21 protein-coding genes are annotated in these 24,963 nt (G+C 70.9%); 18 read left to right on the top strand and 3 right to left on the bottom strand.

Annotated features, from left to right (window positions below; genetic code table 11):
* Window positions 1–170: 170 nt before the first annotated feature.
* The 3 genes from menB (at window position 171) to ACOJVX_RS23710 (ending at window position 3,356) form a co-directional block, all read left to right on the top strand.
* Window positions 171–1,040, top strand: a complete 870-nt coding sequence (menB, locus tag ACOJVX_RS23720; protein WP_081715548.1) for a 1,4-dihydroxy-2-naphthoyl-CoA synthase — start codon at window positions 171–173, stop codon at window positions 1,038–1,040.
* Window positions 1,037–2,794: a 2-succinyl-5-enolpyruvyl-6-hydroxy-3-cyclohexene-1-carboxylic-acid synthase gene (gene menD / locus ACOJVX_RS23715; RefSeq protein ID WP_418153287.1), complete on the top strand. Its 1,758-nt coding sequence runs from the start codon at window positions 1,037–1,039 to the stop codon at window positions 2,792–2,794. The genes menB and menD overlap by 4 nt, the downstream gene beginning before the upstream one ends.
* 91 nt (window positions 2,795–2,885) lie before the next feature.
* On the top strand, window positions 2,886–3,356 hold the full coding sequence (locus ACOJVX_RS23710) for a DUF3592 domain-containing protein (protein ID WP_245588863.1): 471 nt from the start codon (window positions 2,886–2,888) through the stop codon (window positions 3,354–3,356).
* Between the two features lie 11 nt (window positions 3,357–3,367).
* On the opposite strand, the gene ACOJVX_RS23705 is transcribed toward ACOJVX_RS23710, so the two are convergent.
* The 3 genes from ACOJVX_RS23705 to ACOJVX_RS23695 form a co-directional block, all read right to left on the bottom strand.
* Window positions 3,368–3,859, bottom strand: coding sequence for a hypothetical protein (locus ACOJVX_RS23705; RefSeq protein WP_026419573.1), 492 nt, complete (start codon window positions 3,857–3,859; stop codon window positions 3,368–3,370).
* Window positions 3,860–3,953: 94 nt separating this feature from the next.
* Window positions 3,954–5,183, bottom strand: a complete 1,230-nt coding sequence (locus tag ACOJVX_RS23700) for a helix-turn-helix domain-containing protein (RefSeq protein ID WP_418153288.1) — start codon at window positions 5,181–5,183, stop codon at window positions 3,954–3,956.
* A 111-nt stretch (window positions 5,184–5,294) separates the two neighbouring features.
* The gene (locus ACOJVX_RS23695) at window positions 5,295–6,392 is read right to left on the bottom strand and encodes an alpha/beta hydrolase family protein (protein ID WP_418153289.1); all 1,098 of its coding nucleotides are present in this window, start codon (window positions 6,390–6,392) and stop codon (window positions 5,295–5,297) included.
* A gap of 1,013 nt (window positions 6,393–7,405) precedes the next feature.
* Here ACOJVX_RS23695 and ACOJVX_RS23690 point away from each other — a divergent pair.
* From ACOJVX_RS23690 to ACOJVX_RS23620, 15 genes are all read left to right on the top strand, one after another.
* Window positions 7,406–8,095 (top strand): demethylmenaquinone methyltransferase, encoded by a 690-nt coding sequence (locus tag ACOJVX_RS23690; RefSeq protein ID WP_081715546.1) that lies wholly within the window; start codon window positions 7,406–7,408, stop codon window positions 8,093–8,095.
* Window positions 8,096–8,321: 226 nt separating this feature from the next.
* The gene (locus tag ACOJVX_RS23685) at window positions 8,322–9,572 is read left to right on the top strand and encodes a geranylgeranyl reductase family protein (RefSeq protein WP_026419570.1); all 1,251 of its coding nucleotides are present in this window, start codon (window positions 8,322–8,324) and stop codon (window positions 9,570–9,572) included.
* A 604-nt stretch (window positions 9,573–10,176) separates the two neighbouring features.
* Window positions 10,177–10,542: an NADH-quinone oxidoreductase subunit A gene (locus ACOJVX_RS23680; RefSeq protein ID WP_026419569.1), complete on the top strand. Its 366-nt coding sequence runs from the start codon at window positions 10,177–10,179 to the stop codon at window positions 10,540–10,542.
* A 30-nt stretch (window positions 10,543–10,572) separates the two neighbouring features.
* Window positions 10,573–11,124 (top strand): NuoB/complex I 20 kDa subunit family protein, encoded by a 552-nt coding sequence (locus tag ACOJVX_RS23675; protein WP_016698904.1) that lies wholly within the window; start codon window positions 10,573–10,575, stop codon window positions 11,122–11,124.
* A gap of 91 nt (window positions 11,125–11,215) precedes the next feature.
* Window positions 11,216–11,914 carry an NADH-quinone oxidoreductase subunit C gene (locus tag ACOJVX_RS23670; protein ID WP_245588885.1) on the top strand — a complete coding sequence of 233 codons (699 nt, stop codon included), beginning with the start codon at window positions 11,216–11,218 and terminating at the stop codon, window positions 11,912–11,914.
* The gene (locus ACOJVX_RS23665; protein WP_026419567.1) at window positions 11,911–13,287 is read left to right on the top strand and encodes an NADH-quinone oxidoreductase subunit D; all 1,377 of its coding nucleotides are present in this window, start codon (window positions 11,911–11,913) and stop codon (window positions 13,285–13,287) included. The genes ACOJVX_RS23670 and ACOJVX_RS23665 overlap by 4 nt, the downstream gene beginning before the upstream one ends.
* A complete protein-coding gene (gene nuoE / locus ACOJVX_RS23660; RefSeq protein WP_026419566.1) occupies window positions 13,284–14,045 on the top strand; it encodes an NADH-quinone oxidoreductase subunit NuoE in 762 nt (253 codons plus the stop codon). The genes ACOJVX_RS23665 and nuoE overlap by 4 nt, the downstream gene beginning before the upstream one ends.
* Before the next feature lie 15 nt (window positions 14,046–14,060).
* Window positions 14,061–15,389, top strand: a complete 1,329-nt coding sequence (gene nuoF, locus ACOJVX_RS23655) for an NADH-quinone oxidoreductase subunit NuoF (protein ID WP_026419565.1) — start codon at window positions 14,061–14,063, stop codon at window positions 15,387–15,389.
* Window positions 15,389–17,944: an NADH-quinone oxidoreductase subunit G gene (locus ACOJVX_RS23650; protein WP_026419564.1), complete on the top strand. Its 2,556-nt coding sequence runs from the start codon at window positions 15,389–15,391 to the stop codon at window positions 17,942–17,944. The genes nuoF and ACOJVX_RS23650 overlap by 1 nt, the downstream gene beginning before the upstream one ends.
* Window positions 17,941–19,374: an NADH-quinone oxidoreductase subunit NuoH gene (nuoH, locus tag ACOJVX_RS23645; RefSeq protein ID WP_422647098.1), complete on the top strand. Its 1,434-nt coding sequence runs from the start codon at window positions 17,941–17,943 to the stop codon at window positions 19,372–19,374. Before ACOJVX_RS23650 ends, nuoH begins: the two co-directional genes overlap by 4 nt.
* Window positions 19,361–19,927, top strand: coding sequence for an NADH-quinone oxidoreductase subunit NuoI (nuoI, locus tag ACOJVX_RS23640; RefSeq protein WP_026419563.1), 567 nt, complete (start codon window positions 19,361–19,363; stop codon window positions 19,925–19,927). The genes nuoH and nuoI overlap by 14 nt, the downstream gene beginning before the upstream one ends.
* Window positions 19,924–20,937, top strand: coding sequence for an NADH-quinone oxidoreductase subunit J (locus ACOJVX_RS23635; protein WP_026419562.1), 1,014 nt, complete (start codon window positions 19,924–19,926; stop codon window positions 20,935–20,937). The genes nuoI and ACOJVX_RS23635 overlap by 4 nt, the downstream gene beginning before the upstream one ends.
* Window positions 20,934–21,233, top strand: a complete 300-nt coding sequence (gene nuoK / locus ACOJVX_RS23630) for an NADH-quinone oxidoreductase subunit NuoK (RefSeq protein ID WP_016698086.1) — start codon at window positions 20,934–20,936, stop codon at window positions 21,231–21,233. The genes ACOJVX_RS23635 and nuoK overlap by 4 nt, the downstream gene beginning before the upstream one ends.
* A 10-nt stretch (window positions 21,234–21,243) precedes the next feature.
* Window positions 21,244–23,226, top strand: a complete 1,983-nt coding sequence (nuoL, locus tag ACOJVX_RS23625) for an NADH-quinone oxidoreductase subunit L (protein WP_026419561.1) — start codon at window positions 21,244–21,246, stop codon at window positions 23,224–23,226.
* Window positions 23,227–23,368: 142 nt separating this feature from the next.
* Window positions 23,369–24,958, top strand: coding sequence for an NADH-quinone oxidoreductase subunit M (locus ACOJVX_RS23620; protein ID WP_248783778.1), 1,590 nt, complete (start codon window positions 23,369–23,371; stop codon window positions 24,956–24,958).
* The last annotated feature ends 5 nt before the right edge of the window (window positions 24,959–24,963 follow it).

Below are 24,963 nucleotides of genomic sequence, written 5' to 3'. Positions count from 1 at the left end.
GGTGCCCCCGGACCGGTGAGACACCGTTCACGCGACCGGCCGTCTCCGACCCGGACGCGGCGGGAACGGCCCCCCGTGAGCGATGGCGGCTCCACGTCGGTCGCTGCCCGTGACCGATTCACGGCAACGCCGTGGTGTGGGGCCGCTTCGGGAATAGTTAGCCTGAGCGGGTGACGTCCACCGATCCCGCACACTCCTCGATCGAGCTGGCCTGCGAGTGGCAGCAGCTCGGCGACTACCAGGACATCCGTTATGAGATCGCCGAGGGCATAGCGAAGATCACCATCAACCGCCCCCGGGTCCGCAACGCGTTCCGACCCCAGACGCTCTTCGAGCTGTCGGACGCGTTCAACCGGGCCAGGGACGACGACGAGGTGGGGGTCATCATCCTCACCGGTCAGGGCGATCTGGCGTTCTGCTCCGGCGGAGACCAGCGCATCCGCGGCGACGACGGCTACCTCGGCGACGACGAGGTGGCCCGCAGGGGGATCGGGCGGCTCAACGTCCTGGACCTCCAGGTCCAGATCCGCCGCCTCCCCAAACCCGTGATCGCGATGGTGGCCGGTTACGCCATCGGCGGGGGCCACGTGCTGCACATCGTCTGCGACCTCACCATCGCCGCCGACAACGCCCGTTTCGGCCAGACGGGACCCCAGGTCGGCTCCTTCGACGGCGGTTACGGCTCCGGCTTGCTGGCCAGGATCGTCGGCCAGAAGAAGTCCCGCGAGATCTGGTACCTGTGCCGCCAGTACGGAGCCCAGGAGGCCCTCGACATGGGGCTGGTCAACACGGTGGTGCCGCTGGTCGACCTCGAGCGCGAGACCGTCGACTGGGCCAGGCGGATGCTCCAGCACTCCCCACTGGCGTTGCGGATGCTCAAGGCCTCCCACAACGCGGCCGACGACGGACTGGCCGGCGTCCAGCAGCTCGCCGGTGACTCCACGCTGCTCTTCTACATGACGGAGGAGGCCCAGGAGGGTCGCGACGCCTACCGCGAGAAGCGCAAGCCCGACTTCGGCCGGTTCCCCAAACGTCCATGAATCCCTCGACGGCGCAAGCCACGGTCATCGTCGACGAGCTGATCCGCAACGGGATGCGGCACGTCGTCCTGTGCCCCGGCTCCAGGAACGCCCCGCTGGCCTACGCGCTGCACGACGCGGCCGAGGCGGGGCGGGTCGCGTTGCACGTGCGGGTGGACGAACGTTCCGCGGCCTTCCTCGCGCTGGGCATCAGCAAGGGGTTGGGCGCCCGCCACAGCCGCACGGGCTTCGCGGCCGTGGTGTGCACCTCCGGAACCGCCGCCGGGAACATGCAGCCGGCGATGATGGAGGCGTACCACGCGGGCGAGCCGCTGCTCGTCGTCACCGCGGACCGGCCACCGGAGCTGTTGGGCACCGGGGCGAACCAGACGACCCTGCAACACGGCCTGTTCGGGCCGCTGGTCAGCACCACGGCCTTCCCCCTGGCCGAACGGCGCGCCGGGCGGAACGCGGTGTGGCGCAGCCTGCTGTGCCGCGCCGCCGTGCCCCTGCACGCCGGGCGCCCGGCGCACCTCAACATCCCGTTCCGGGAACCTCTGGTCCCGCACCGCCCGGAGCGGGACCAGCCGGACTGGCCGGACTCGCTGGCCGGGCGCCCGGACGGCGGCGCCTGGACGGTCACCCTGGCTCCCCAAGGCGCGCAGGGAGCCGACGGGGGCGCGGCGTTGGCAGGTCTCTCCCCCCGGACCCTGGTCGTCGCGGGGGAGGGGCCGGTCGGCGCCCTCGACGGCGTCGCAGCCCTGGCGAAACGGGTGAACTGGCCCCTGCTGGCGGAACCGTCCGCCAACGCGGGGCTGGCCCCCACGCTGGTCAGGCACGGCATGCTGCTGCTGAACTCCGGAGCGCTCCCGGAGCGGCTCATGCCGGATGCCGTGCTCGTCGTTGGACGACCAACCCTCAGCCGGGGCGTCCAACGGTTGCTGCGCGGCGCCGGCACGGTCCACATGGTCGCCGACCCGGAGAACTGGCCGGACCCGCAGTACGTGGCGCGGCGGGTCCACCCGGGGCTGGACGACACCGACCTGGACAGCCCCGCCGGCCACGAACTCGTCTCGCACGCCGACCCCGACTGGTTCGCCGCCTGGCGGGAGGCCGACGCGGCGACCGCCGCCGCCGTCGACGGATTCCTGGCCGCCGAGGAGTGGCCGACCGGCCTGCACGTGGCCAGGGAGCTCATGGACACGGCTGGACCCGAGGCGGTCGTCTTCCTCGGCTCCTCGAACCCGATCCGCGACGTGGACCTCGTCGCGGGGGGCGGGCAGCGGACACGCACCCTGGCCAACCGGGGGCTCGCCGGTATCGACGGCGCCGTCTCCACCGCCGCCGGCGCGGTGCTCGGAGCGGCCAGCCGGGACGACGGCGCGACGAGCGGCTACGCGTTGCTGGGGGACCTGACCTTCCTCCACGACGTCAACGGTCTGCTGATCGGGCCGGCGGAACGACGACCCGACCTGACCCTGGTGGTCGTCAACGACGACGGTGGCGGGATCTTCGAACTGCTCGAACAGGGCGAGCCCGACTCCCGGCACGGTTTCGAGCGGGTGTTCGGAACACCGCACGGCGCTGACCTCGGCGCACTCTGCGCCGGGTACGGCGTCCCCCACACGAGGGCGCGCGACCGCGAGGAGTTCGCGGCCGCCCTGGCGACGGTGCGCGGACTCCGCGTGGTGGAGGTGCGGGTCGACCGGGGCCGGCTCCGCGACCTCCACGACCGGCTGCGGGCGGCCGTGCGCCGAGCGCTCCCCGAGAGGTGAGGATCCGGCCGGTCCGCGCCCCGAGACGTGGTCCGTCCGGGGGCCGACGTGTCCGGCCGGGCGGCGGCACCGCCGACTAGACTTCGCTGCCGTGCCCGAGAAGCGTGACGCACCCCGCGGAGCGAGGTGGGGCGGGTTGTCCCGACCCCGCAGGTGGTCGGTGGTCGGTCTGGCGGTGACCGGGCTGCTCGGCACCCTGCTGGGTTCGCTGCTGGTCCTCGGAGCGTGGAGCAACGACCGGAACATCGACCAGAACCTGGGGGAGACCACGGCCGAGGTGCTCTCCGTGTCCGGTTTCCGCACGCTCGTGCGCTACCACGCCAGCGACGGCGCGGTCCACAGCCCGGCCACCGGAGTGCTCTACCCGGACGGCCTCGAACGCGGGAACCTCGTCCGGGTCGAGTACGACCAGGAGAACCCGGACCTCGTCCGGGTGGCCGGGCGGGGGTTCGGGCTCGGGGTGGTGCCCGTGGTGGGAGTGGTCACCGGGCTGTGGATCGTCCTGTGCCTGCTGATCTGGTGGCTGCGCCGCCCGATGCGGGCGGCGGCCGCCCCTGCCTGACCCCGTGTTCCTCAGCCCGTCGCCGCGAGCGGGGTCCGCTCGACCGGCTGGGGCCGGTGCGGGAGCAGGCGGTCGGCTGCCAGCCGCAGGGCCTCCCCCAACTCGTCCACCCGGGAGTCCGCCAGGACGACGGTCACCGGACTCCCGGTGACCACCACGTCGAGCACCGTCACCGGGGCGTGGCGCCACCGGTTCGTGCTGATCGACAGCGCCGCGGTCACCGCGCCGTGGTGGGAGGCCACCGCGCACCCGTCCGTCCGACTGCGCAGCCGCCCGGCGGCGAACCGGGCCTGCCCGTGGTCCAACGCGAGCTCGACCTGGCGGTCCCCGGACTCCGGCCACGCCGCCACGGTCACGATCACGAGGCTCCGCGCCGCGTCGGTCGCCACCCGGCACCGCACCGGGTAGCCGCGCAGCACGTCACGTGACTCCAGTACGAAGGGCAGCCCCACGTGGTGGTCCTGACGCGGACGGTGTGGACGGGTGGTGGCGTTCTCGCTCATGACAAGTCCCCCGACTGGTGAGCGTGGCTGATGAGGACCGGCGCCGCCGGTCGCCGCACTGTACGGGACGTTGTCACAGCCGGTGTTACATCGGTCACGCTCGGTGCGAGGGGTGGAACCTCACCCGGAGGCAGGTCAGCTCCGCGCTGGCGCGGGGAGCCCGGGCCAGGAGGTCGTCGAGCAGTTCGCACGCCCTCGCGTCGTGCCTGGTGCGGGTGGGGGCCGCGCGTTCGGCGAGTCGGAGGCAGCGGATGGCGTCGGCGTCCCGGCAACCGCCGGCCTGCCCCCAGGCCAACGCCTGGTCCAGGTGGTGCGCACCGAGGCGTTCCGGCGAGCCGAGGGCACCGGGGTCGACCCCCGACCGCCGGAACCGTTCGGCCGCGGCCGGCCCGTCGCCAGCCTCCGCCTCGGTGGCCAGCCGCCAGAGGGCGACGTTCGTCGGCCCCCAGTGCAGGCGGAGGAAGCCGCCCTCGCCCGTGCGCGCGGCCAGTGCCGCCGCCTCCTCGAGGTGCTCGGCCCCGGTGCCGCCGGTCCTGGCCTCGTGCAGGCCGGCCGCCAGGTGCACCATCCCGTACGCCTGGGCGACGCTGGTGTCCTCGGCCGTCGGGTCGGCCCTGGCCGCCACCTCGTCCACGGTCCGCTCCAGCAGCGCCCGTACCCGCCGGTGCGCGCCGAGCCGTTCGAGCGCGGTGCCGTACTGCCAGGCAGCGAAGGCGAGGTAGGCCGGCTCCTCCAGCCGCCGCGCGGCCCGGTAGCAGCGTCGGGCCGCCTCGCCGGCGAGTTCGGGGTGACCGAGGTTCCTGGTCAGGCTGAAGGCGACGTAGCAGGCCAATGCCAGGCCGCGCAGCGCCTGCCGCCGTTCCTCGTCCCGCCCGTGGGCGGCGACGACGTGCAGTTCGGTGAGCAACGGCGCCAGGCCGGCAGCCGAGGCCCCGTAGCGGGCGGCGTCCCGGTGCCTGTTGGCGCGGTGCGCCGAGGCGAGCAGTTCGGCGACCGGTCGGGTCTCCTGGTCGGGCGCGTCGTCGAGGTCGCAGCCGTAGAGGGCCGCGGTGATGGCCGGTAGGAGCGACAGCGCCGCCGTGCCGGAGGGATCGGCGGACGGGTGGGGTTCGCCGGTGAGGTCGACGGTGGAGCAGGACAGCGCCGAGGCGAGGGCGGTGAGGAGACCGCTCCTGTCGAACCGGCGTTGACCCGACTCCAACAGCGCCAGGTACGGCCTGCTGATCCCGGCCCGCCTGGCGACGGCTTCCTGGGTGAGCCCCCGGCGGCGCCGGGTCACGCGCACGCGGTGTCCGATCTGGACCGGGTCGGCGCTCTCGTCCATCTGGCCACCCCCGGGTCGTCCGCCGTGGACGGCGCCCAGTCTAGGGCGGGCCACCCCCCGCGAGCGGGTGAAAGAGCTGCTCGCGAGGGTGGTCCGGCCAGTCCGACGGCGTCAGCCAAGCCAGAGGTGCCGGAGGGAGAACACCGAGAGCTCGGCGCGCAGCCGGCGGGAGAACGGGAGCGGATCCCCGTACTCGCTGCCGTCCGAGCCGTTGGAGCCGACCTCCTTGAGGACGTGGTTGACCTGGGGGAGCCGGGTGTACCGGAGGGTCCCGGCGGGACGGTCGTCCAGCGCCGAGCGGACCTCGTCGACCATGGAGCAGGGGACCTGGATGTCGGAACCGGCGCAGGCCAGCAGCACGGGCACCTTGGCGGGGACCTCCCCGGCCAGCTCCCTGGGGTCGTGGTGGTCGGCGGTGACGAGGAAGCGGAGGCTGCTCGGGTGGAAGATGCCGAGGTAGTAGAACTCGGCGGGCATCCAGGGCGGTATCTCGCCCGTCTCGCGGATGGCCTCGACGGTGTCGTCGAGGGCGTCGAGCAGCGGCTCCACCCGGGACTCGGGGATCAGGCCCCGCCCGGGCCACTCCGGGATCTGCTCACGCAACTGGAGCTGGATGGTGGTGAGGTAGGGCAGGCTGGCGGGGGCGAGCAGCGCGAGCGAGGAGACCGAGGGCGCGGTCTCCTCCTGACCGTTCGCCAGCACCAGCGCGATCATGCCCCCCTCGCTGTGCCCGACCACCATGAGCCGGTCGGGATCGACACCGGGCTGGTCGGCGAGGAACCCGAGGGCGTCGGCGGCGTGTTCGACGAACAGGTCGAACTCGAGCGAGGCCGGGTCGAGGTCGGGGTCGGCACCTGTCTCACCACTGCCGAACTTGTCGTACCGGAGGGTGGCGACCCCGCTGCCGGACAGCGTGTCCGCGACGGACAGCAGTGTGTTGGCCTCCAGGCCCGGCTGGTTCCCGTCGCGGTCGGTGGGACCGCTGCCGGGGATCAACAGCGCCGCCGGTCCCGGCCGGTCGGGGTTCTCGGGAAGCCGGAGGCTCCCGTGCAGGGTGGTGCCGTCCCTGGCGTCGACGGTGACGGACTGGTCGGGACCGATGGTGCCGGTCCGGCCGATCGCGGTGCTCTCGGTGGCGTGGGCCGTCACCGCGGGTGCCAGGCCGATCGCGGTGGCGAGGAGCGGCACGAGCGCTCGACGGCTCGCCACGCTCCTCGATGACCCGAAGTGGGGACGCCACTGGCGGCCCTCGGGCCGGGTCCGCCGCGCCGCGGAAGATCCAAGCACGCTCTTTCCCCCTGTCGTCGTGTCGCGGCTGGTCCGCCGACGAATAAAGAGATATCACATTTTTCTGGGGTTGGCGAGGGCCGCGGAGGAGGGGTGGTCGCCCGGCGCGGGGTGGGACCCGCGTTCCCGTCGGAGATCCGAGAAGGGGGTAGGTTGCCTCCGATCAAAGGTGATATCGGTCATGTCATTGGAGTCACACTGCGCCGTGTGACGCTTTCGTGAAGCTTTGTGGTCGGGGTCTCGAAAACGGCTGATGGCCAAGGCTCCCTGTGGTGCCTCCCACACCGTGGTCGCCGTCTCCGGCGGTCGGGGACGTTTCGGGGGTCGAATGGTTGCCTCGGTTCGGAGCCCGGTTTTCGGCAGTGGTGCCGGAGTCGCGGATTCGTCGGTACCGGGTCACTCGCTCCCGTTGGTGAGGTGGTCGACGTCCGGTTCGCGGCGCGGGCCAGGGCCAGCGGTGGTGGGAGTCGGGGCAGGTCGGGAGGCCTCCCGGGTGGGCATCTCGCGGGTCTGGAGGCGTCCTCCCACTGCCGGCGGCCACATCCGATCCGGACGTCCCGAATGCCGCGCCAAGGGGGGAGCGGAGATGACCGAGTCTTCTCCTCCGCGACCGGTCCCCGAGTTCCGAGGCGGTGTTCGGGAATTCCTCAGGAGTTCCTGGAATTCGGCACGTGTCCGATTGGTGGGACGTTCCGGAAACCGTTCCTTCGCCAAGGTGGACGAGGAGATGAATTGTCGGGGGTGGTCGTGGGGAAAGGTGACCGTTCTTCGGCGGCCGTGCCCACCGAAGAACGGCGGGCGGGAAATGGGGGACTTCGGAGGAATGGTTCTCCCGTATCCCGCCCGACTTCGAGCCGTGTGAACCGGCGGGGTCGGGCGGGCCGGCTGTCACCGACCGTGTCCGGTGGGCGCGGGGTGGCACGTACCCTGTCCTCGTGCCGAGGGCTGGACTGGACAAGCAACCGCGAGACGTCGCCGAGATGTTCGACGGCGTCGCTCAGCACTACGACCGGACCAACACGGTCCTGGCGTTCGGCATGGACCGGCGCTGGCGGAACCTGATGGTCCGCGCCCTGGACCCGCGCCCTGGCGAGCGCATCCTGGACCTCGCCGCCGGCACCGGCGTCTCGACGGCCCAACTGGCCAGGTCAGGTGCTTTCACGGTCGCCGCTGACTTCTCCATCGGGATGCTGCGCCGTGGTCAGTTCCGCCGGCTCCCGATGGTCGCGGCCGACGCCCTGCGCCTCCCCTTCGCCGACGCGGCGTTCGACGGTGCCACCATCTCGTTCGGCCTGCGCAACGTGGCCGACACCGACCAGGCGTTGCGGGAGCTGGCCAGGGTCGTGCGTCCGGGAGGGCGGCTGGTGATCTGCGAGTTCTCCACGCCCACCTGGCGCCCCTTCCGGGTGGTGTACCAGAACTACCTGATCCGGGCGTTGCCCAGGATCGCCCGCCTCGTGTCCTCCAACCCCGACGCCTACGTCTACCTCTCGGAGTCCATCCGGGACTGGCCTGACCAGCGGGCGCTCGCGGAGCGGGTGGCGGAGGCCGGCTGGGACGACGTGGCCTGGCGCAACAGCGTCGGTGGCGCGGTGGCCCTGCACCGGGCGGTCCGCCCCTCCTGACGCCGAGGAGGCGCTCCGGCGCGCCTGGGTGGGCACCGGTCGGCGCGGGCTCGGTACGTAGCCGTGCGAGGCATTGACCTAGACTCGGGTTCCAGTTAGTGAATTGATTCACAAGGAGCGAGTCGTGACCCAGCAGCCCCACAGCCGCGAGACCACCGGGCCCACAGCCGAGGCCGCAGCGGGGGCGGTCCCGCTCCGACGCCGACCGGAGGAGGACGCCGACGTCATCGTCGTCGGGGCCGGTCCGGCCGGTTCCGCCGTCGCGACCCACCTGGCCAGGGCGGGCCTCGACGTGCTGATGCTGGAGAAGAGCACCTTCCCCCGGGAGAAGGTGTGCGGCGACGGCCTGACGCCGCGCGGTGTCAAGGAGCTCATCGACCTCGGGGTGGACACCCGCGAGGAGGCTGGCTGGTTGCACAACCGGGGCCTCCGGGTCGTGGGCGGCGGCGTGCGGATGGAACTCGCCTGGCCGGAGCTGGCCAGCTACCCGCCCTACGGGGTCGTGCGCCCGAGGCAGGACTTCGACGACATGTTGGCCAGGCACGCCCAGGCGGCCGGAGCTCGGCTCAACCAGGCCACCACGGTGGTGTCGGCGATCACCGACGACCGCACCGGCCGAGTGGTCGGTGTCCGCGCCAAGGTGGGGCGGGAACGCACCGAGGTCAGCTACCGCGCACCCCTGACCATCGCCTGCGATGGCGTGTCGGCGCGGCTCGCGCTCTCGGTGGGGTTGGAGAAGCGCGACGACCGCCCGATGGGCGTCGCCGTGCGGCGCTACTACACCAGCCCCCGCACCACCGACGACTACCTGGAGTCCCACCTGGAGCTGTGGGACCGGAGCGACCCGGCGAACCCTCGGCTGCTGCCGGGCTACGGGTGGCTGTTCGGGATGGGTGACGGCACGGTCAACGCCGGCCTGGGCATCCTGTCCACGTCGAAGGCCTACGGGCGCACCGACTACCGGGCCCTGATGCGGTCCTGGCTCGACGGGACCCCGGAGGAGTGGGGATTCCGGGAGGACAACGCGGTCGGCAAGGTGGGTGGCGCCGCCCTCCCGATGGGCTTCAACCGGGTGCCCCACTACCGCGACGGCCTGCTGCTCGTCGGGGACGCCGGGGGCATGGTCAACCCGTTCAACGGTGAGGGCATCGCCTACGCGATGCAGTCCGCGAAGCTCGCCGCCGACTGCGTCGTCCACGCGCTCTCCCGCCCCACGCCGGCCTCCCGCGAGCACGCCCTCTCCCGCTACCCCGTCGCCCTGCGGCAGCAGCTGGGCGGCTACTACCGCCTCGGCAACATCTTCAGCAAGTTGATCGGCAACCCCGTGATCATGCGCACGGCCACCAAGTACGGCCTGCCGATCGAGACGCTGATGCGCCTGGTCCTCAAGCTGCTCGCCGGCCTGTACGACCCCAAGGACGGCGACGCCTTCGACCGGATGATCAGCGCGGCGGTCCGGATGAGCCCGAGCGCCTGACCGCCGGGGGAGGTCCGTGCCTCCCGCCTGCTCCGTTCGGCCCAGTGCGAACCCGAGGAGCGCGGCGTCGGCCGGGGAGTGTCGCGGAGAACACAGTCCCGGCTGCCGCCAGGGCTCCGACCTCGACCGACGCTGGTGGTGGTCACGCATCGTGCTGGCCGGAACCGGTCCGGGTCCTCCCGCCCCGTGGGTGTCGGGACGTGCTGGTCCGTCGCGCTGACGGGCCCGGACCGTCGAGGCGTTTCTCCTGATCACGGAGCTGGCAGGTCGTGGGCGCCCCGTCGGGCGCCCGCCACGTGGCGGGTGGCTCCGACGAGGCGGGCGGGCCGTTTCCGGCCCGCCCGCGCGGGGTGACCCCCGCCGGCGGGGGGAGGTACCGAACACGCTCTGTTGGTTGAAAGGGGCAGTAATTGCGTCTTTACTGCCTTCCGCGGGTGGTTACGGTCCTGGCGGAAGTCCGGCGGGCGCCGGTCTCACTCGGGAGAGTGATGCCGGGAGGGACTACTTAGGCTCGCCTAAGAAGTTTTTGTGAAATAGCCACCCTTAGGGTTCGTTCGGGCGGCGGCTCTGCCGCCGGGAGTGGCGAGGATGAAAGGACGGCGACGTGTTGGAGTCCTACCTCCCCCTCGTGTTGCTGTTCGTACTGGCAACCGGGTTCGCGGTGTTCTCGGTCTCGGTCGCGCCGCTTGTTGGTCCCCGCCGGTACAACAGGGCCAAGCTCGACGCCTACGAGTGCGGGATCGAACCCTCGCCGGTGCCGGTCGCCGGCGGCGGTCGAATTCCGGTCAAGTTCTACCTGACCGGAATGCTGTTCATCCTGTTCGACGTCGAGGTCGTCTTCATGTACCCCTACGCCGTCGCCGCCGGCGGGCTGGGGGTCTTCGGGCTGGTGGCCGTCGGGGTCTTCCTGCTCGCCGTGACCATCGCCTTCGTCTACGAATGGCGCCTCGGCGGCTTGGACTGGGACTAGGTCGGCGAGCGGGGAGGACACGCGAGAGTCATGGGACTGGAAGAGAAGCTGCCGAGCGGGGTCCTGCTGACCACCGTCGAGAAGCTGGTCAACTGGAGCCGGAAGACGTCGATGTGGCCGGCCACCTTCGGGCTGGCCTGCTGCGCCATCGAGATGATGACCTCCGGTGGGGCGCGCTACGACATCGCCAGGTTCGGGATGGAGCGGTTCAGCGCCACACCGAGGCAGGCCGACCTGATGATCGTCGCGGGGCGGGTGAGCCAGAAGATGGCGCCGGTGCTGCGCCAGATCTACGACCAGATGCCCGAGCCGCGCTGGGTGCTGGCGATGGGCGTGTGCTCCTCCTCGGGCGGCATGTTCAACAACTACGCGATCGTGCAGGGCGTCGACCACGTCGTGCCGGTGGACATGTACCTGCCTGGCTGTCCGCCCCGGCCCGAGGCGCTGCTCGACGCCATCCTGAAGCTGCACGCCAAGGTCATGGACGAGCCGCTCGGTCCGAAGCGCGCCGCCGCGCTCGCCGAGAGCGGGCACCGCACCGAGCTGATCCCGTCGTCCGTCCGCTACGCGAAGAAGAAGTGAGCGGTGGTTTGCCGTGAGCGATGACGAGACCGACCGCAAGATCCCGGTCAGGGGACCGCTCGCCGGGGAGTCCCCGCCGAGCGCCGCCGAACTGTCACCCCAGGAGGAGGCCGAGCACGAGGCCCGGGGTGGCGTCGTGGCCGGCAGGTCGCGGCAGGGCATGTTCGGTGTCCGGGGCTCGGGTGACACCAGCGGGTACGGCGGGCTCCGACTTCCCGCCCACGTCCCGCAGCCGGCCCAACGCCCCTACGGCGACTGGTTCGACGACTTCACCGACGACCTCCTCGCGGCGATGGAGGACAACGGGATCCCGGCGGAGGCCATCCAACAGGTCACCGTCGACCGGGGTGAGATCACCTACTACGTCCGGCGCGAGGACCTGCTCCCGCTGTGCCGGGTGCTGCGCGACGACGCCTCGCTCCGGTTCGAACTGTGCAGCTCGGTGTCCGGAGTGGACTACGGGCCCGAGGTCCCGCAGCGGCTGCACTCCGTCTACCACCTGACCTCGATGACCTTCCGGCGCCGCATCCGGCTGGAGGTCACGCTCGAGGTCGACGACCCGCACGTGCCGAGCGTGGTGGAGGTGTACCCCACCGCCGACTGGCAGGAGCGCGAGACCTGGGACATGTTCGGCATCGTCTACGACGGACACCCGGCCCTGACGCGGATCCTGATGCCCGACGACTGGGACGGTCACCCGCAGCGCAAGGACTACCCGCTCGGCGGGATTCCGGTGGAGTACAAGGGCGCCGAGATACCGCCGCCTGATCAGCGGAGGGCGTACTCATGAGTCACGAACGGCTTGCCGACGTCACGACCGGCACCGACACCGCCGTGGGCGAGGGGCGGGACCCCTACGCCGCCGAGCGACGCACCACCGAGGGACCGGTCTACACGGTCACGGGCGGCGACTGGGACGAGCTGCCCAGCGCCCCGGGGCACGACGAGCGCATCGTCATCAACATGGGCCCGCAGCACCCCTCGACCCACGGTGTCCTGCGGCTCGTCCTCGAACTGGAGGGCGAGACCGTCACCCAGTCCCGGTTGGTGATCGGGTACCTGCACACCGGGATCGAGAAGAACACCGAGTACCGGACCTGGACCCAGGCCGTCACGTTCATCACGCGGATGGACTACCTGGCGCCGCTGCACAACGAGACCGCCTACTGCATGGCGGTCGAGAAGCTGCTGGGCACCGAGGCACCGCGCCGGGCGCAGATCATCAGGGTGCTGCTCATGGAGCTGAACCGCATCAGCTCCCACCTGGTCTTCCTCGCGACCGGCGGCATGGAGCTCGGCTCCACGACCGGCATGGTCTTCGGGTTCCGGGAGCGTGAGGAGGTCCTGCACCTGCTCGAGTTCCTGACCGGGCTGCGGATGAACCACGCCTTCGTCCGGCCCGGTGGTGTCGCGCAGGACCTGCCCATCGGCTACGGCGAGAAGATCCGCGACTTCCTCAAGGTCATGCGCGGGCGTGTCCCGGACTACCACCGCATGTTCACCGGCCAGCCCATCTGGCAGCGCCGCCTCAAGGGGGTCGGCCACCTGCCGCTGGACGGCGCGATCGCGCTCGGTGCGACCGGCCCGATCCTGCGGTCCGCCGGACTGGCCTGGGACCTGCGGAAGATCCAGCCGTACTGCGGCTACGAGGAGTACGACTTCGAGGTCCCCACCTCCTACGACGCCGACTGCTTCGCCCGCTACCTGCTGCGGGTCGAGGAGATCGACCAGTCGTTGGGGATCGTCGAGCAGACCCTGGCCAAGCTCGCCGAGACCGAGGGTGACCCGGTCATGGTCGAGGACGGCAAGATCGCCTGGCCGGCCAAGCTCAGCATCGGCCCCGACGGGCTCGGGAACTCCCTCGAACACGTGCGCAAGATCATGGGCCAGTCGATGGAGTCCCTCATCCACCACTTCAAACTGGTCACCGAGGGCTTCGACGTGCCTCCCGGCCAGGTCTACGTCCCCGTCGAATCGCCTCGTGGCGAACTCGGCTACCACGTCGTGTCCGACGGCGGTACCCGACCGCTGCGGGTGCACGTGCGCGAACCCAGCTTCGTGAACCTCCAGTCAATGCCAGCGATGACCGAGGGCGGCCTGGTGGCCGACGTGATCGCCTCGGTCGCCTCCATCGACCCGGTCATGGGTGGTGTGGACCGATGACGATCCAGCACGACAAGCCCGGAACGCCCCAGGGCCCGTCCGGACCCGAGCCGACGGGCTCCCCGTTCGACGAGCTGACCGACGAGCGGGCCCGCCAGCTCGTCGCCCGGTACCCGGTCGCCCGGTCCGCCCTGCTCCCGCTGCTGCACCTGGTGCAGTCGGTGGAAGGGCACGTCAGCCAGGCGGGCATCGAGTTCTGCGCCCGCCACCTCGACCTCAGCGCGGCCGAGGTGAGCGCCGTCGCCACCTTCTACACGATGTACAAGCGGAAGCCGTGCGGCGAGCACCTCGTCAGCGTCTGCACCAACACGCTGTGCGCGGCCCTTGGCGGCGACGACATCTACGCCCGCCTGCGCGGCGAACTGGGCGTCGGCCACGAGGAGACCGCAGGGGAACCCGGCACCCCGGGTTCGGTGACCCTCGAACACGCGGAGTGCCTCGCGGCCTGCGACCTCGGCCCGGTCCTCCAGGTCAACTACGAGTACTTCGACAACCAGACGCCCGACTCGGCCAGCGAGCTGGTGTCCAGGCTCCGCGCCGGGGAGCGACCGGAGCCGACCCGGGGAGCGCCCCTCACGGACTTCCGCCAGGCGGAGCTCCAACTGGCCGGCTTCTTCGAGGGCCGGGACAGCGACGTGGAGGCACCGTCCACCGCCCCCGAGACGGTGCGCGGCGCCCGGATCGCGGCCGAGAAGGGCTGGACCGCCCCGGCGATGCCGGACGAGGCGGAGCTGCCCCCGGTTCCGGAGAAGAAGTAGGGGAGTGGACGGACGATGAGCGAACCGACACCGGGCACGGGCGTGGCACCACTGACCCCGGTCCTGACGCGGCGCTGGCTCTCCCCCAGGTCCTGGAGCCTGCGCACCTACGAGCAGCTGGAGGGGTACTCGGCGCTGCGCCGCGCGCTCGGCGCGCACCCCGACCAGCTCATCCAGCTGATCAAGGACTCCGGTCTGCGGGGTCGGGGTGGTGCCGGCTTCCCGACCGGGATGAAGTGGGGCTTCATCCCCCAGGGGGACGGCAAGCCCCACTACCTGGTGATCAACGCGGACGAGGGCGAGCCGGGGACCTGCAAGGACATCCCCCTGATGATGGCCGACCCGCACTCGCTCATCGAGGGCGTCATCATCACCGCCTACGCCATCAGGGCCAACTTCGCGGCGATCTACGTACGCGGTGAGGTGCTGCACTGCATCCGGCGGCTGAACGCCGCCGTGCGCGACGCACGCGAGGCGGGCTACCTCGGCAAGGACATCCTGGGCAGCGGATTCGACCTCGACGTCGTCGTGCACGCCGGCGCCGGCGCCTACATCTGCGGCGAGGAGACCGCCCTGCTGGACTCCCTGGAGGGGCGACGCGGGCAGCCCAGGCTCAAGCCGCCGTTCCCGGCGACCGCCGGCCTGTACGCCTCGCCCACCGTGGTGAACAACGTCGAGACCATCGCCAGCGTTCCCTACATCGTCAACGGCGGTTCGGACTGGTTCCGGACGATGGGACGTGACCGCTCACCGGGTCCGAAGATCTACTCCATCTCCGGCCACGTCGAGCGCCCCGGCCAGTACGAGGCCCCGATGGGCACCACGCTGCGCCAGCTGCTGGAGCTCGCCGGTGGCATGAAGGACGGGGTACCGCTCAAGTTCTGGACTCCGGGCGGCTCCTCCACCCCGCTGTTCACCAGCGAGCACCTCGACGTCCCGCTCGACTTCGAGGGCGCGTCCGAGGCGGGTTCCATGCTGGGCACCACGGCGGTGCAGGTCTTCAACGAGACCGTCTCCGTGCCCTGGGCCGTGATGAAGTGGACCGAGTTCTACAAGCACGAGTCCTGCGGCAAGTGCACCCCGTGCCGGGAGGGCACCTACTGGCTGGCCCAGACGCTGCAACGGATGGTGCGCGGCGAGGGGACCGAGTCCGACATCGACACGCTGCTCGACGTCTGCGACAACATCCTCGGCCGGTCGTTCTGCGCGCTCGGTGACGGTGCGGTCAGCCCGATCACGAGCGGCATCAAGTACTTCAAGCACGAGTTCCTCGAGCTGTGCGAGAAGAACAGGACAGGCAAGGCGGACCGCTCCGCCGACGCCGCGTTGGCAGGAGCGCACTGATGACGGTTGCCCCTGAGAAGAAGCCCAGCTCGGAGAACCCGGTGCCCGAGGGCCACGTCCGGCTGACGATCGACGACATCGAGGTCGACGCCCCCAAGGGTGAACTGCTGATCCGCACGGCGGAGCGGCTGGGCATCGTGGTGCCCCGGTTCTGCGACCACCCGCTCCTCGAACCGGCTGGCGCCTGCCGCCAGTGCCTGGTCGACGTGGAGATGGGTGGGCGGAAGATGCCCAAACCCCAGGCCTCCTGCACCATGACGGTGGCCGACGGGATGGTCGTCAACACCCAGCGGACCTCGCCCGTGGCCGACAAGGCGCAGCAGGGTGTGATGGAGCTCCTGCTCATCAACCACCCGCTGGACTGCCCGATCTGCGACAAGGGCGGGGAGTGCCCCCTTCAGAACCAGGCGCTCAAGCACGGTCGCACCGACTCCCGGTTCGAGGAGCGCAAGCGGACGTTCCCCAAGCCGATCAAGGTCACCGAACAGGTCCTGCTGGACCGGGAGCGCTGCGTGCTGTGCCAGCGCTGCACCCGGTTCTCCAAGGAGATCGCCGGCGACCGCTTCCTCGACCTGCTGGAACGGGGTGCCGAGCAGCAGGTCGGGACGGCCGTGACGGCCGACATCGACGGGACCGCGCCGAGGGAGCAGAGCTACTTCTCCGGCAACACCATCCAGATCTGCCCGGTCGGCGCGCTCACCAGCGCCGCCTACCGGTTCCGCGCCCGGCCGTTCGACCTGGTCTCCACCCCGGGTGTCTGCGAGCACTGCTCCTCCGGCTGCGCCGAGCGCACCGACTGGCGCCGGGGCAAGGTCACCAGGAAGCTCGCCGGCGACGACCCCGAGGTCAACGAGGAGTGGCTCTGCGACAAGGGCCGCTTCGCCTTCCGTTACACCACCGCCGCCGACCGGATCCAGCGGCCGATGGTGCGGGACGCCGAGACCGGTGAGCTCCGCGCCACCTCCTGGACCGAGGCGCTGCGGGTCGCGGCGGACGGTCTGCTCCGAGCCAGGGAACGCGGGGTGGGCGTGCTCACCGGCGGCCGGCTCACCGTGGAGGACGCCTACGCCTACTCGAAGTTCGCCAGGGTGGCGCTGGGGACCAACGACATCGACTTCCGGGCCAGGGCCCACTCCGCCGAGGAACTCGACTTCCTCGCCTCCTCCGTGGTCGGTACCTCCCCGGAGACCGGCGGGGTGACCTTCGCCGGCATCGAGAAGGCACCGACCGTGCTGTGCGTCGCCTTCGAACCGGAGGAGGAGGCGCCCATCGTCTTCCTGCGGTTGCGGAAGGCGGCGAGGCGCGGTGGGACGAAGGTCTTCCACCTGGGGCAGTGGACCTCCCCGGCGGTGACCAAGACCACCACCCAGCTCGCCACCTCGCGGGCGCTGCCGGGCGGTGGCCTGCTGGCCTGCGCCCCCGGCGGGGAGGCCGCGTCCCTGGAGGCGCTGCCCCGCCACGCGGCCGACGTCGAGGAGGCCCTGAGCGCTCCGGGTGCCGTGATCCTGGTCGGGGAACGCGCCGCCGAGGTGCCGGGCCTGCCCTCCGCGGTGCTGCGTGCCGCGCAACGCACCGGAGCGCGGGTCGCCTGGGTTCCCCGCCGAGCCGGGGAGCGCGGCGCACTCGCCGCCGGTGCCGTCCCCACGCTGCTCCCAGGCGGCCGCCCGGTGACCGACGCCGAGGCCAGGGCCGAGGTCGAGCAGGCCTGGGGCCTGGACGCCGGCACCCTCCCCTCGACCCCGGGCCGCGACACCGACGGGATCCTGCGGGCGGCGGCGGCCGGGGAGCTCGACGCCCTGGTCGTCGGCGGTGTCGATCCCCACGACCTGCCCGATCCCGCCCTCGCCGAACGGGCGCTGGCCGAGGTGGGCTTCGTCGTCAGCCTCGAACTGCGCGAGAGCGCGGTGACCAGGGTCGCGGACGTGGTCCTCCCGGTGGCGCCCACCGTGGAGAAGGCGGGGACCTTCCTGAACTGGGAGGGACGCCGACGCACCTTCGGGACCACCATCGACGGCACCGGAGCCCTGCCCGACTGCCGGGTCCTGGACACCTTGGCGGTCGAGATGGACGCCGACCTGTTCACCCAGACCCCGAGCGCCGCGGCCGGTGACCTGGATCGCCTTGGCACCCACACGGGTAGCTCGCTCCCGGCGCCGACCGTGACCGCCGGCGCTCCGCCGGCCCCCCGGCCCGAGGGGCCGGGGCGGCGGCAGGCGGTCCTGGCCACCTGGCGGCAGCTGCTGGACCGCGGTTCGCTCCAGGAGGGCGAGCCGCAGCTGGCGGACACCGCCCGTCCCACCGTCGCCCGGCTCTCGCCCGCCACCGGTGAGCGACTCGGCCTGGCGGTCGGGGATCCGGTCACGGTCAGCACGGACCGGGGCTCGGTCACCCTGCCCGCCGAGCTCGCGGACCTCCCCGACGACGTGGTGTGGCTGCCGGCGAACTCCGGTCCGTCCAGGGTTCGAGGAACTCTCGGAGCCGGCCACGGCTCACTGGTCACCGTCAGCGGCGCCGAGAACCGCACCGCGGGCGTCGAGAACGGAGGAGGCCGATGAGCCCCACGGCCGAGCTCATCGCGAACGACCCGATCTGGCTGACCATCGTGAAGATGGTCGCGATCTTCGCCATGCTGATGGTCATCACCATCCTCATGATCTGGGCGGAACGCCGGATCATCGGGCGGATGCAGAACAGGCCGGGCCCCAACCGGGCCGGCCCGTTCGGCATCCTCCAGTCGGTCGGTGACGCGCTGAAGCTGGCGTTCAAGGAGGACATCCGGCCCGCCCTGGCGGACAAGTGGGTGTACTTCCTCGCCCCGATCGTCGCCGCGATCCCCGCCTTCCTCGCCTTCGCCGTGATCCCGATCGGCGGCGAGGTCTCCATCTTCGGCCACACCACGGCCCTCCAACTGGCCGACGTGCCAGCCGGGGTCCTGGTGGTCCTGGCCTGCGCCTCCGTCGGTGTCTACGGCATCCTGCTCGGCGGCTGGGCCTCGGGCTCGCCGTACCCGCTGCTCGGCGCGCTGCGGTCCGCGGCCCAGGTGATCTCCTACGAGATCGCGATGGGACTGGCGATCGTGACGGTGGTCCTCTACTCGGGCTCGCTGTACACCTCGCAGATCGTCGCGGCCCAGGCGGAGCAGGGGTGGTTCGTCTTCCTGCTGCCGGTGCCGTTCCTCATCTACGTCATCTCGATGGTCGGTGAGACGAACCGGGCGCCCTTCGACCTCCCCGAGGCCGAGTCCGAGCTGGTCGGTGGCTTCCACACCGAGTACTCGTCGCTGAAGTTCGCCATGTTCTTCCTCGCCGAGTACGTGAACATGACGACGGTCTCCGCGCTCGCGACCACGATGTTCCTCGGTGGCTGGCACGCGCCCTTCGGGTTGGGGTCGGTCGCCGACGGCATGTTCAACACCGGCTGGTGGCCGTTGTTGTGGTTCCTCCTGAAGACCTTCGCCTTCCTGTTCCTGTTCATCTGGCTCCGGGCGGCGCTCCCCCGGTTCCGCTACGACCAGTTCATGCACCTGGGCTGGAAGGTCCTCGTGCCGGTCGCGTTGCTGTGGTTCGTGCTGGTCGCCGCGATCCGCGCGTTGAGCAGCGAGGGCGTCACCACCACCCAGTTCATGATCGCCTTCGCGATCACCCTGGTCGTGCTGGTCGCCGCGACCTTCCTCATCCCCGACCGGCGGGTCGAGGAGGAGACCGGGCCGAGGTTGTCCGGCGGGAACTTCCCCGTTCCGCCGCTGGACCTGGAGGTACCCGAGCGGCCGAAGCGGCGGCCGGCGGCCACCCAGACCCGTGAGCGCGCCGCGATCGGCGCGGGCACCTCAGCACTCGGGGCCGGCGCCGCGCTCGCCGACGACGAGCCCACGGGCGGCGACGACACCGAGGGCACAGCAGCCGACCGGCCCGGCGCCGGTCAGTCCGGAGTTGACACGCGGGACCGTGCCAGCTCCGCGAAGGAGGACGGCAATGGGACTGTTTGACCCCCTCAAGGGTTTCGGGGTCACCTTCTCGACGATGTTCAAGAAGGTCGCCACCGAGGAGTACCCGGAGGTCCCGAAGATCCCGGCGGCCCGCTTCCACGGCAGGCACCAGCTCAACCGGCACCCGGACGGGCTGGAGAAGTGCGTGGGCTGCGAGCTGTGCGCGTGGGCCTGCCCGGCGGACGCCATCTTCGTCGAGGGCGGGGACAACACGGAGGAGGCCCGGTTCTCGCCCGGCGAGCGGTACGGAGCCGACTACCAGATCAACTACCTGCGTTGCATCGGCTGCGGCCTGTGCGTGGAGGCCTGCCCGACCCGGTCGCTGACGATGATCACCGACTTCGAGTTGGCCAACGACAACCGCCAGGACCTGATCTACACGAAGGAACAGCTCCTCGCTCCGCTGCTGCCCGGCATGGAGCAGCCGCCGCACCCGATGCGGCTCGGCGAGGACGAGCAGGACTACTACGTCCACGGCCCCGAGCTGGCCAGGCGGGCGGGTGTCCCGGAGGGAAGCACTGTGGAGACCGGCTCTGAGGAGGCCCGGCGGTGAGCCTGGCAACACTCGCGAGTCAGCTCGGCGCGGCCGCGTCCGCGTCGGGCCCGCTGCTGGCCCAGGCCGGTACGCCGGTGTCCGGACCCGAGGTCATCGGAATCGGCGAGACCATCGCGTTCTGGATCCTCGGCCCGCTGGCCCTGGCTGGCGCGCTGGGCATGGTGTTCGCGCGGAACGCGGTGCACTCCGCGCTCTGGCTGGTGCTGACCATGCTCTCGCTCGGTGTCGTGTACATGGTGCAGCAGGCCCCGTTCCTCGGGATCGTGCAGATCATCGTGTACACCGGCGCGATCATGATGCTGTTCCTGTTCGTGCTGATGCTGGTCGGCCGGGACAGCGCGGACTCCGTGGTCGAGGTGATCCGGGGCCAACGGCTGCTCGCGACGCTGTTCGGCGTGGGTTTCGCCGTGCTGGTGGTCGGAGCGGTCGCCAGGTCCCTCGGCACCGTGGAGTCGGCGGGGTTGGGCGCGGTGAACGCCGTGCAGGACGGGAACGTGACCGGGCTGGGCAACCTGCTCTTCACCGACTACGTGTTCCCCTTCGAGCTCACCGGCGCGCTGCTGGTGGTCGCGACGGTGGGCGCGCTGATGTTCGTCCTGGCCGACAAGCGGTCGGCGCCGCCGCGCAAGTCCCAGCGCGAGCAGGCCGACGAACGGTTCCGGGGTGACAAGCCCCGGGTCTCGCCACTGCCCGGGCCCGGCGTGTTCGCCACCGCCAACTCGGTCGCGGTGCCGGCGCTGCTGCCCGACGGTTCGGTCGCGCCGGAGTCGCTCTCCGAGATCATCGAGTCCACCGCGGTGCGCACGCTCGACGCGGACCGGGCGAGTGTCGCCGGCGGTGCCGGCGAACCCGGCGCCCGCGCGTTGACGACGGGCTCCCCGGAGGACGCGGACGCCGAGGACGCGGAGCCGACGGGGGCTGACGCGGCGGGGCCGGAGGCCCCGGCGGCGGAGGACACGGACCGGAAGACCGGCTCCGACACGGGGGAAGAGGAGGGTAGGGCGTGACACCGACGTACTACCTGCTGCTGTCGGCTCTGCTCTTCACCATCGGAGCCGTCGGCGTGCTGGTCCGGCGCAACGCGATCGTGGTGTTCATGTGCGTGGAGCTGATGCTCAACGCGGTCAACCTGTCGCTGGTGACCTTCGCGAGGATCAACGGGGAGCTCGACGGCCAGATCATGGCCTTCTTCGTCATGGTCGTCGCGGCTGCCGAGGTGGTGGTCGGACTGGCGATCATCATGTCGATCTTCAAGACGCGCCGGTCGGCCTCGGTCGACGACGCCAACCTGTTGAAGTACTGAGGGGTCGACGTTGGAGACGTTCCTGGCTGTCCAAGAGCCGCTCGCCGCGTCGGGCGTGGCCGAGTACGGCTGGCTGCTGATCGCGCTGCCGCTGTTCGGGGCGGCGGTGCTGCTGCTGGGTGGCAGGCGGACCAACGCCTGGGGCCACCTGCTCGGTTGCGCCACCGTCATCGCCGCCTTCGTCTACGGGCTGGCGTTGTTCCTGTCGATGACCGGCATGCCGGCCGACGAACGCGTGCGGGAACTGCACCTGTTCGACTGGATCCCGGTGAACGCGCTGAACGTCGAGTTCGGCCTGCGCATCGACCCGCTGTCCATGGTGTTCGTCCTGCTCATCACCGGTGTGGGTGCGCTCATCCACATCTACTCCGTCGGCTACATGAGCCACGACCAGGCGGGCCGGACCGGAGCGGACAACACCGAGCGCCGGCGCTTCTTCGCGTACCTGAACCTCTTCGTCGGCGCCATGCTCATCCTGGTGCTCGGCAACAGCTTCGTGACGCTGTACCTGGGCTGGGAGGGTGTCGGCCTCGCCTCCTACCTGCTGATCGCGTTCTGGCAGCACCGGCCAGCAGCGGCGACCGCCGCGAAGAAGGCCTTCCTGATGAACCGGGTCGGCGACGTCGGCCTGGCGCTGGCGATCTTCCTGATGTTCGCCGAGCTGGGGACCACCCAGTACACGGAGGTCTTCGCCAGGGCCGGCGAGATGCCGACCGGTGTCCTGCTGGCGATCGCCCTGCTGCTCCTCCTGGGTGCCTGCGGCAAGTCCGGTCAGTTCCCGCTCCAGGCGTGGCTCCCCGACGCGATGGAGGGCCCGACCCCGGTGTCGGCGCTCATCCACGCGGCGACGATGGTCACCGCCGGTGTCTACCTGATCGCCCGGTCCAACCCGATCTACAACCTCACCGAGGACGGCCGCCTGGTCGTCACCATCATCGGCGCGCTCACCCTGCTGATCGGCGCGATCATCGGGTGCGCCTACGACGACATCAAGAAGGTGCTCGCCTACTCCACGGTGAGCCAGATCGGCTACATGATCCTCGCCGTCGGCCTGGGGCCGGCCGGGTACGCGCTCGGTATCTTCCACCTGCTCACCCACGGCTTCTTCAAGGCGGGGCTGTTCCTCGGGGCCGGTTCGGTCATGCACGGCATGAACGACGAGGTGAACATGCGCCGCTTCGGCGGGCTGGCGAAGCACATGCCGATCACCTTCGTCACCTTCGGGCTCGGCTACCTGGCCCTGATCGGGTTCCCGTTCCTCTCCGGCTACTTCTCCAAGGACGAGATCGTCGCGGCCGCCTTCGCCCAGGAGGGCTGGCGGGGCTGGGTCTTCGGCGGGGCCGCCGCGCTGGGCGCCGCGCTGACCGCCTTCTACATGACCCGCCTGATGCTGATGACCTTCTTCGGCGAGAAGCGCTGGAAGGGGCAGAAGTCGGCGGACGGCCGCGAGTACCACCCGCACGAGTCGCCGGCGAGCATGACCGTGCCGATGATCGTGCTGGCCTTCGGCTCGGTGTTCGGCGGGGTGCTGCTGTACTCGGGTGACCGCCTGCTCGGCTGGCTGGAACCCTCGCTCGGCGCCGTGGCCCACGCCGAGGGCGGCGCGTTGCCGCACTCGGTGATCCCGTTCCTGGTGGTCGGTCTCTCGGCCGTCGGCGTGCTGCTGGCCTGGTTGCTGGTGGGACGCCGCCCGGTTCCCGCCACCGCACCGGCCCAGGTGTCGTTCCCGGTCCGCGCGGCGCGGGCCGACCTCTACGGCAACGCGCTCAACGAGACGTTGTTCGCCCGCCCGGGCACCTGGCTCACCAGGGCGCTCGTCTACGTGGACAACAGGGGTGTCGACGGGCTGGTGAACGGGATCGCCGCCCTGCTCGGCGGCAGCTCCGGCCGGTTGCGACGCGCCCAGACCGGTTTCGTCCGGTCCTACGCGCTGAGCATCCTGGGTGGAGCGGTCCTGCTCACCGCGGCGCTGCTGATGGTGAGGTTCACGTGACCGGACAAGTCAGGAGCGTCCAGCGACGCATGCGTGGTGACAACCGGCCCGGCGCACGGGCCCACGATCGGTATCCAGTGAGGACGACGCGTCCGGTGGCCGGCTTGCCGGCCGGGACCGGCCCCGTCGGTGGGGAGGACCAGTGAGCGGTTCGGTATTGCTCCTCGCGCTACTCTTCCTGCCCCTGCTCGGCGCGCTGGTCGTGGCGTTCCTGCGCTCCGACGACCGGGTGGCCAAGGGTGTCGCGCTCGGTTTCTCGATCGCCGAGCTCGCCCTGGTCATCGCCGCCTGGGCGGCGTACGACCCGGCCGGTGACCGGATCCAGCTGAGCAGCTCGGCGGAGTGGATCCCGCAGTTCGGTGTGCACTTCGCGGTCGGGGTGGACGGCATCGCGCTCGTCATGATCGCGTTGATCGGAATCCTGGTCCCGATCGTCATCGGCGGGTCGTGGAACGACCGGCTGCCCGAGGAACGCACCGCGGCGGGTTTCTACTCGCTGATCCTGCTGATGCAGGCGCTGATGGTGGGTGTGTTCGCCGCCACGGACGTGCTGCTCTTCTACGTGCTCTTCGAAGCGGTGCTGGTGCCGATGTACTTCCTCATCGGCCGGTTCGGTGGGGCTCGGCGGCAGTACGCGGCGGTCAAGTTCTTCCTGTACTCGCTGCTCGGCGGCCTGATCATGCTGGCCTCCGTGATCGGCGTGTACGTGGTGAGCGGCAACCAGCTCGGCAGCGGCACCTTCGACTGGGAGACGCTGGTCGCCACGGTGTCCACGGCGGACACGAGCACCCAGATCTGGTTGTTCCTCGGCTTCTTCATCGCCTTCGCGATCAAGGCTCCCCTGGTGCCGTTGCACACGTGGCTGCCGGACGCCGGTGCCGAGGCGCCGATCGGCGTCGGGGTGCTGTTGGTCGGTGTGCTGGACAAGATCGGCACCTACGGTTTCCTGCGCTACTGCCTGCCGATGTTCCCCGACGCCAGTCGGGAGCTCGCACCGCTGGTGCTGGTGCTCGCGGTGGCGGGTGTCATCTACGGCGCCCTGCTCGCGGTGGGCCAGGACGACATGAAGCGGTTCGTGTCCTACACGTCGGTGGCGCACTTCGGGTTCATCGCCCTCGGTGTGTTCGCCTTCACCAGCCAGGCCCAGGCGGGCGCCGTGCTGTACATGGTCAACCACGGCATCGCCACCGGCATGCTCTTCCTGGTGGTCGGCATGGTCATCGCCAGGGGTGGCTCTCGCAACATCAGCGACTACGGCGGGTTGGCGAAGCTGACGCCGGTGCTCGCCGGCATGTTCGTCGTCGCTGGTCTCGCCTCGCTGGCCCTGCCGGGCACGAACTCCTTCGTCAGCGAGTTCCTGGTGCTCATCGGCGCGTTCCCGACGCAGCCGGTGTTCACCGTGATCGCGGCGGTCGGCATGGTCCTGGCGGCGTTGTACGTGCTGTGGGTGTACCAGCGGGTCATGCAGGGACCGCTGCGCGGCAACGCGGTCCTGGGGCTGGCCGGCGGCCCGGGCGCGGCCGGGGACCCGTCCTCGGAGGGGCTGGCCGCCAGGCTCGCGAGCAAGGTTCCGGACCTGAGTCGTCGGGAGCTGGCGGTGCTGGCGCCGTTGGTGGCGCTGGTGCTGTTCCTCGGTGTGTACCCCCAGCCGGTGCTGGACGTGATCACACCTTCTGTTGACGCGACGCTGACGGAGCTCGGCGTCACGGACCCGGTGCAGGAAGGCAACTGACGTGG

Source organism: Actinoalloteichus caeruleus (genome assembly GCF_049311605.1).
Taxonomy (GTDB): domain Bacteria; phylum Actinomycetota; class Actinomycetes; order Mycobacteriales; family Pseudonocardiaceae; genus Actinoalloteichus_B; species Actinoalloteichus_B caeruleus.
This window is presented reverse-complemented; position numbering and strand designations above follow the sequence as displayed.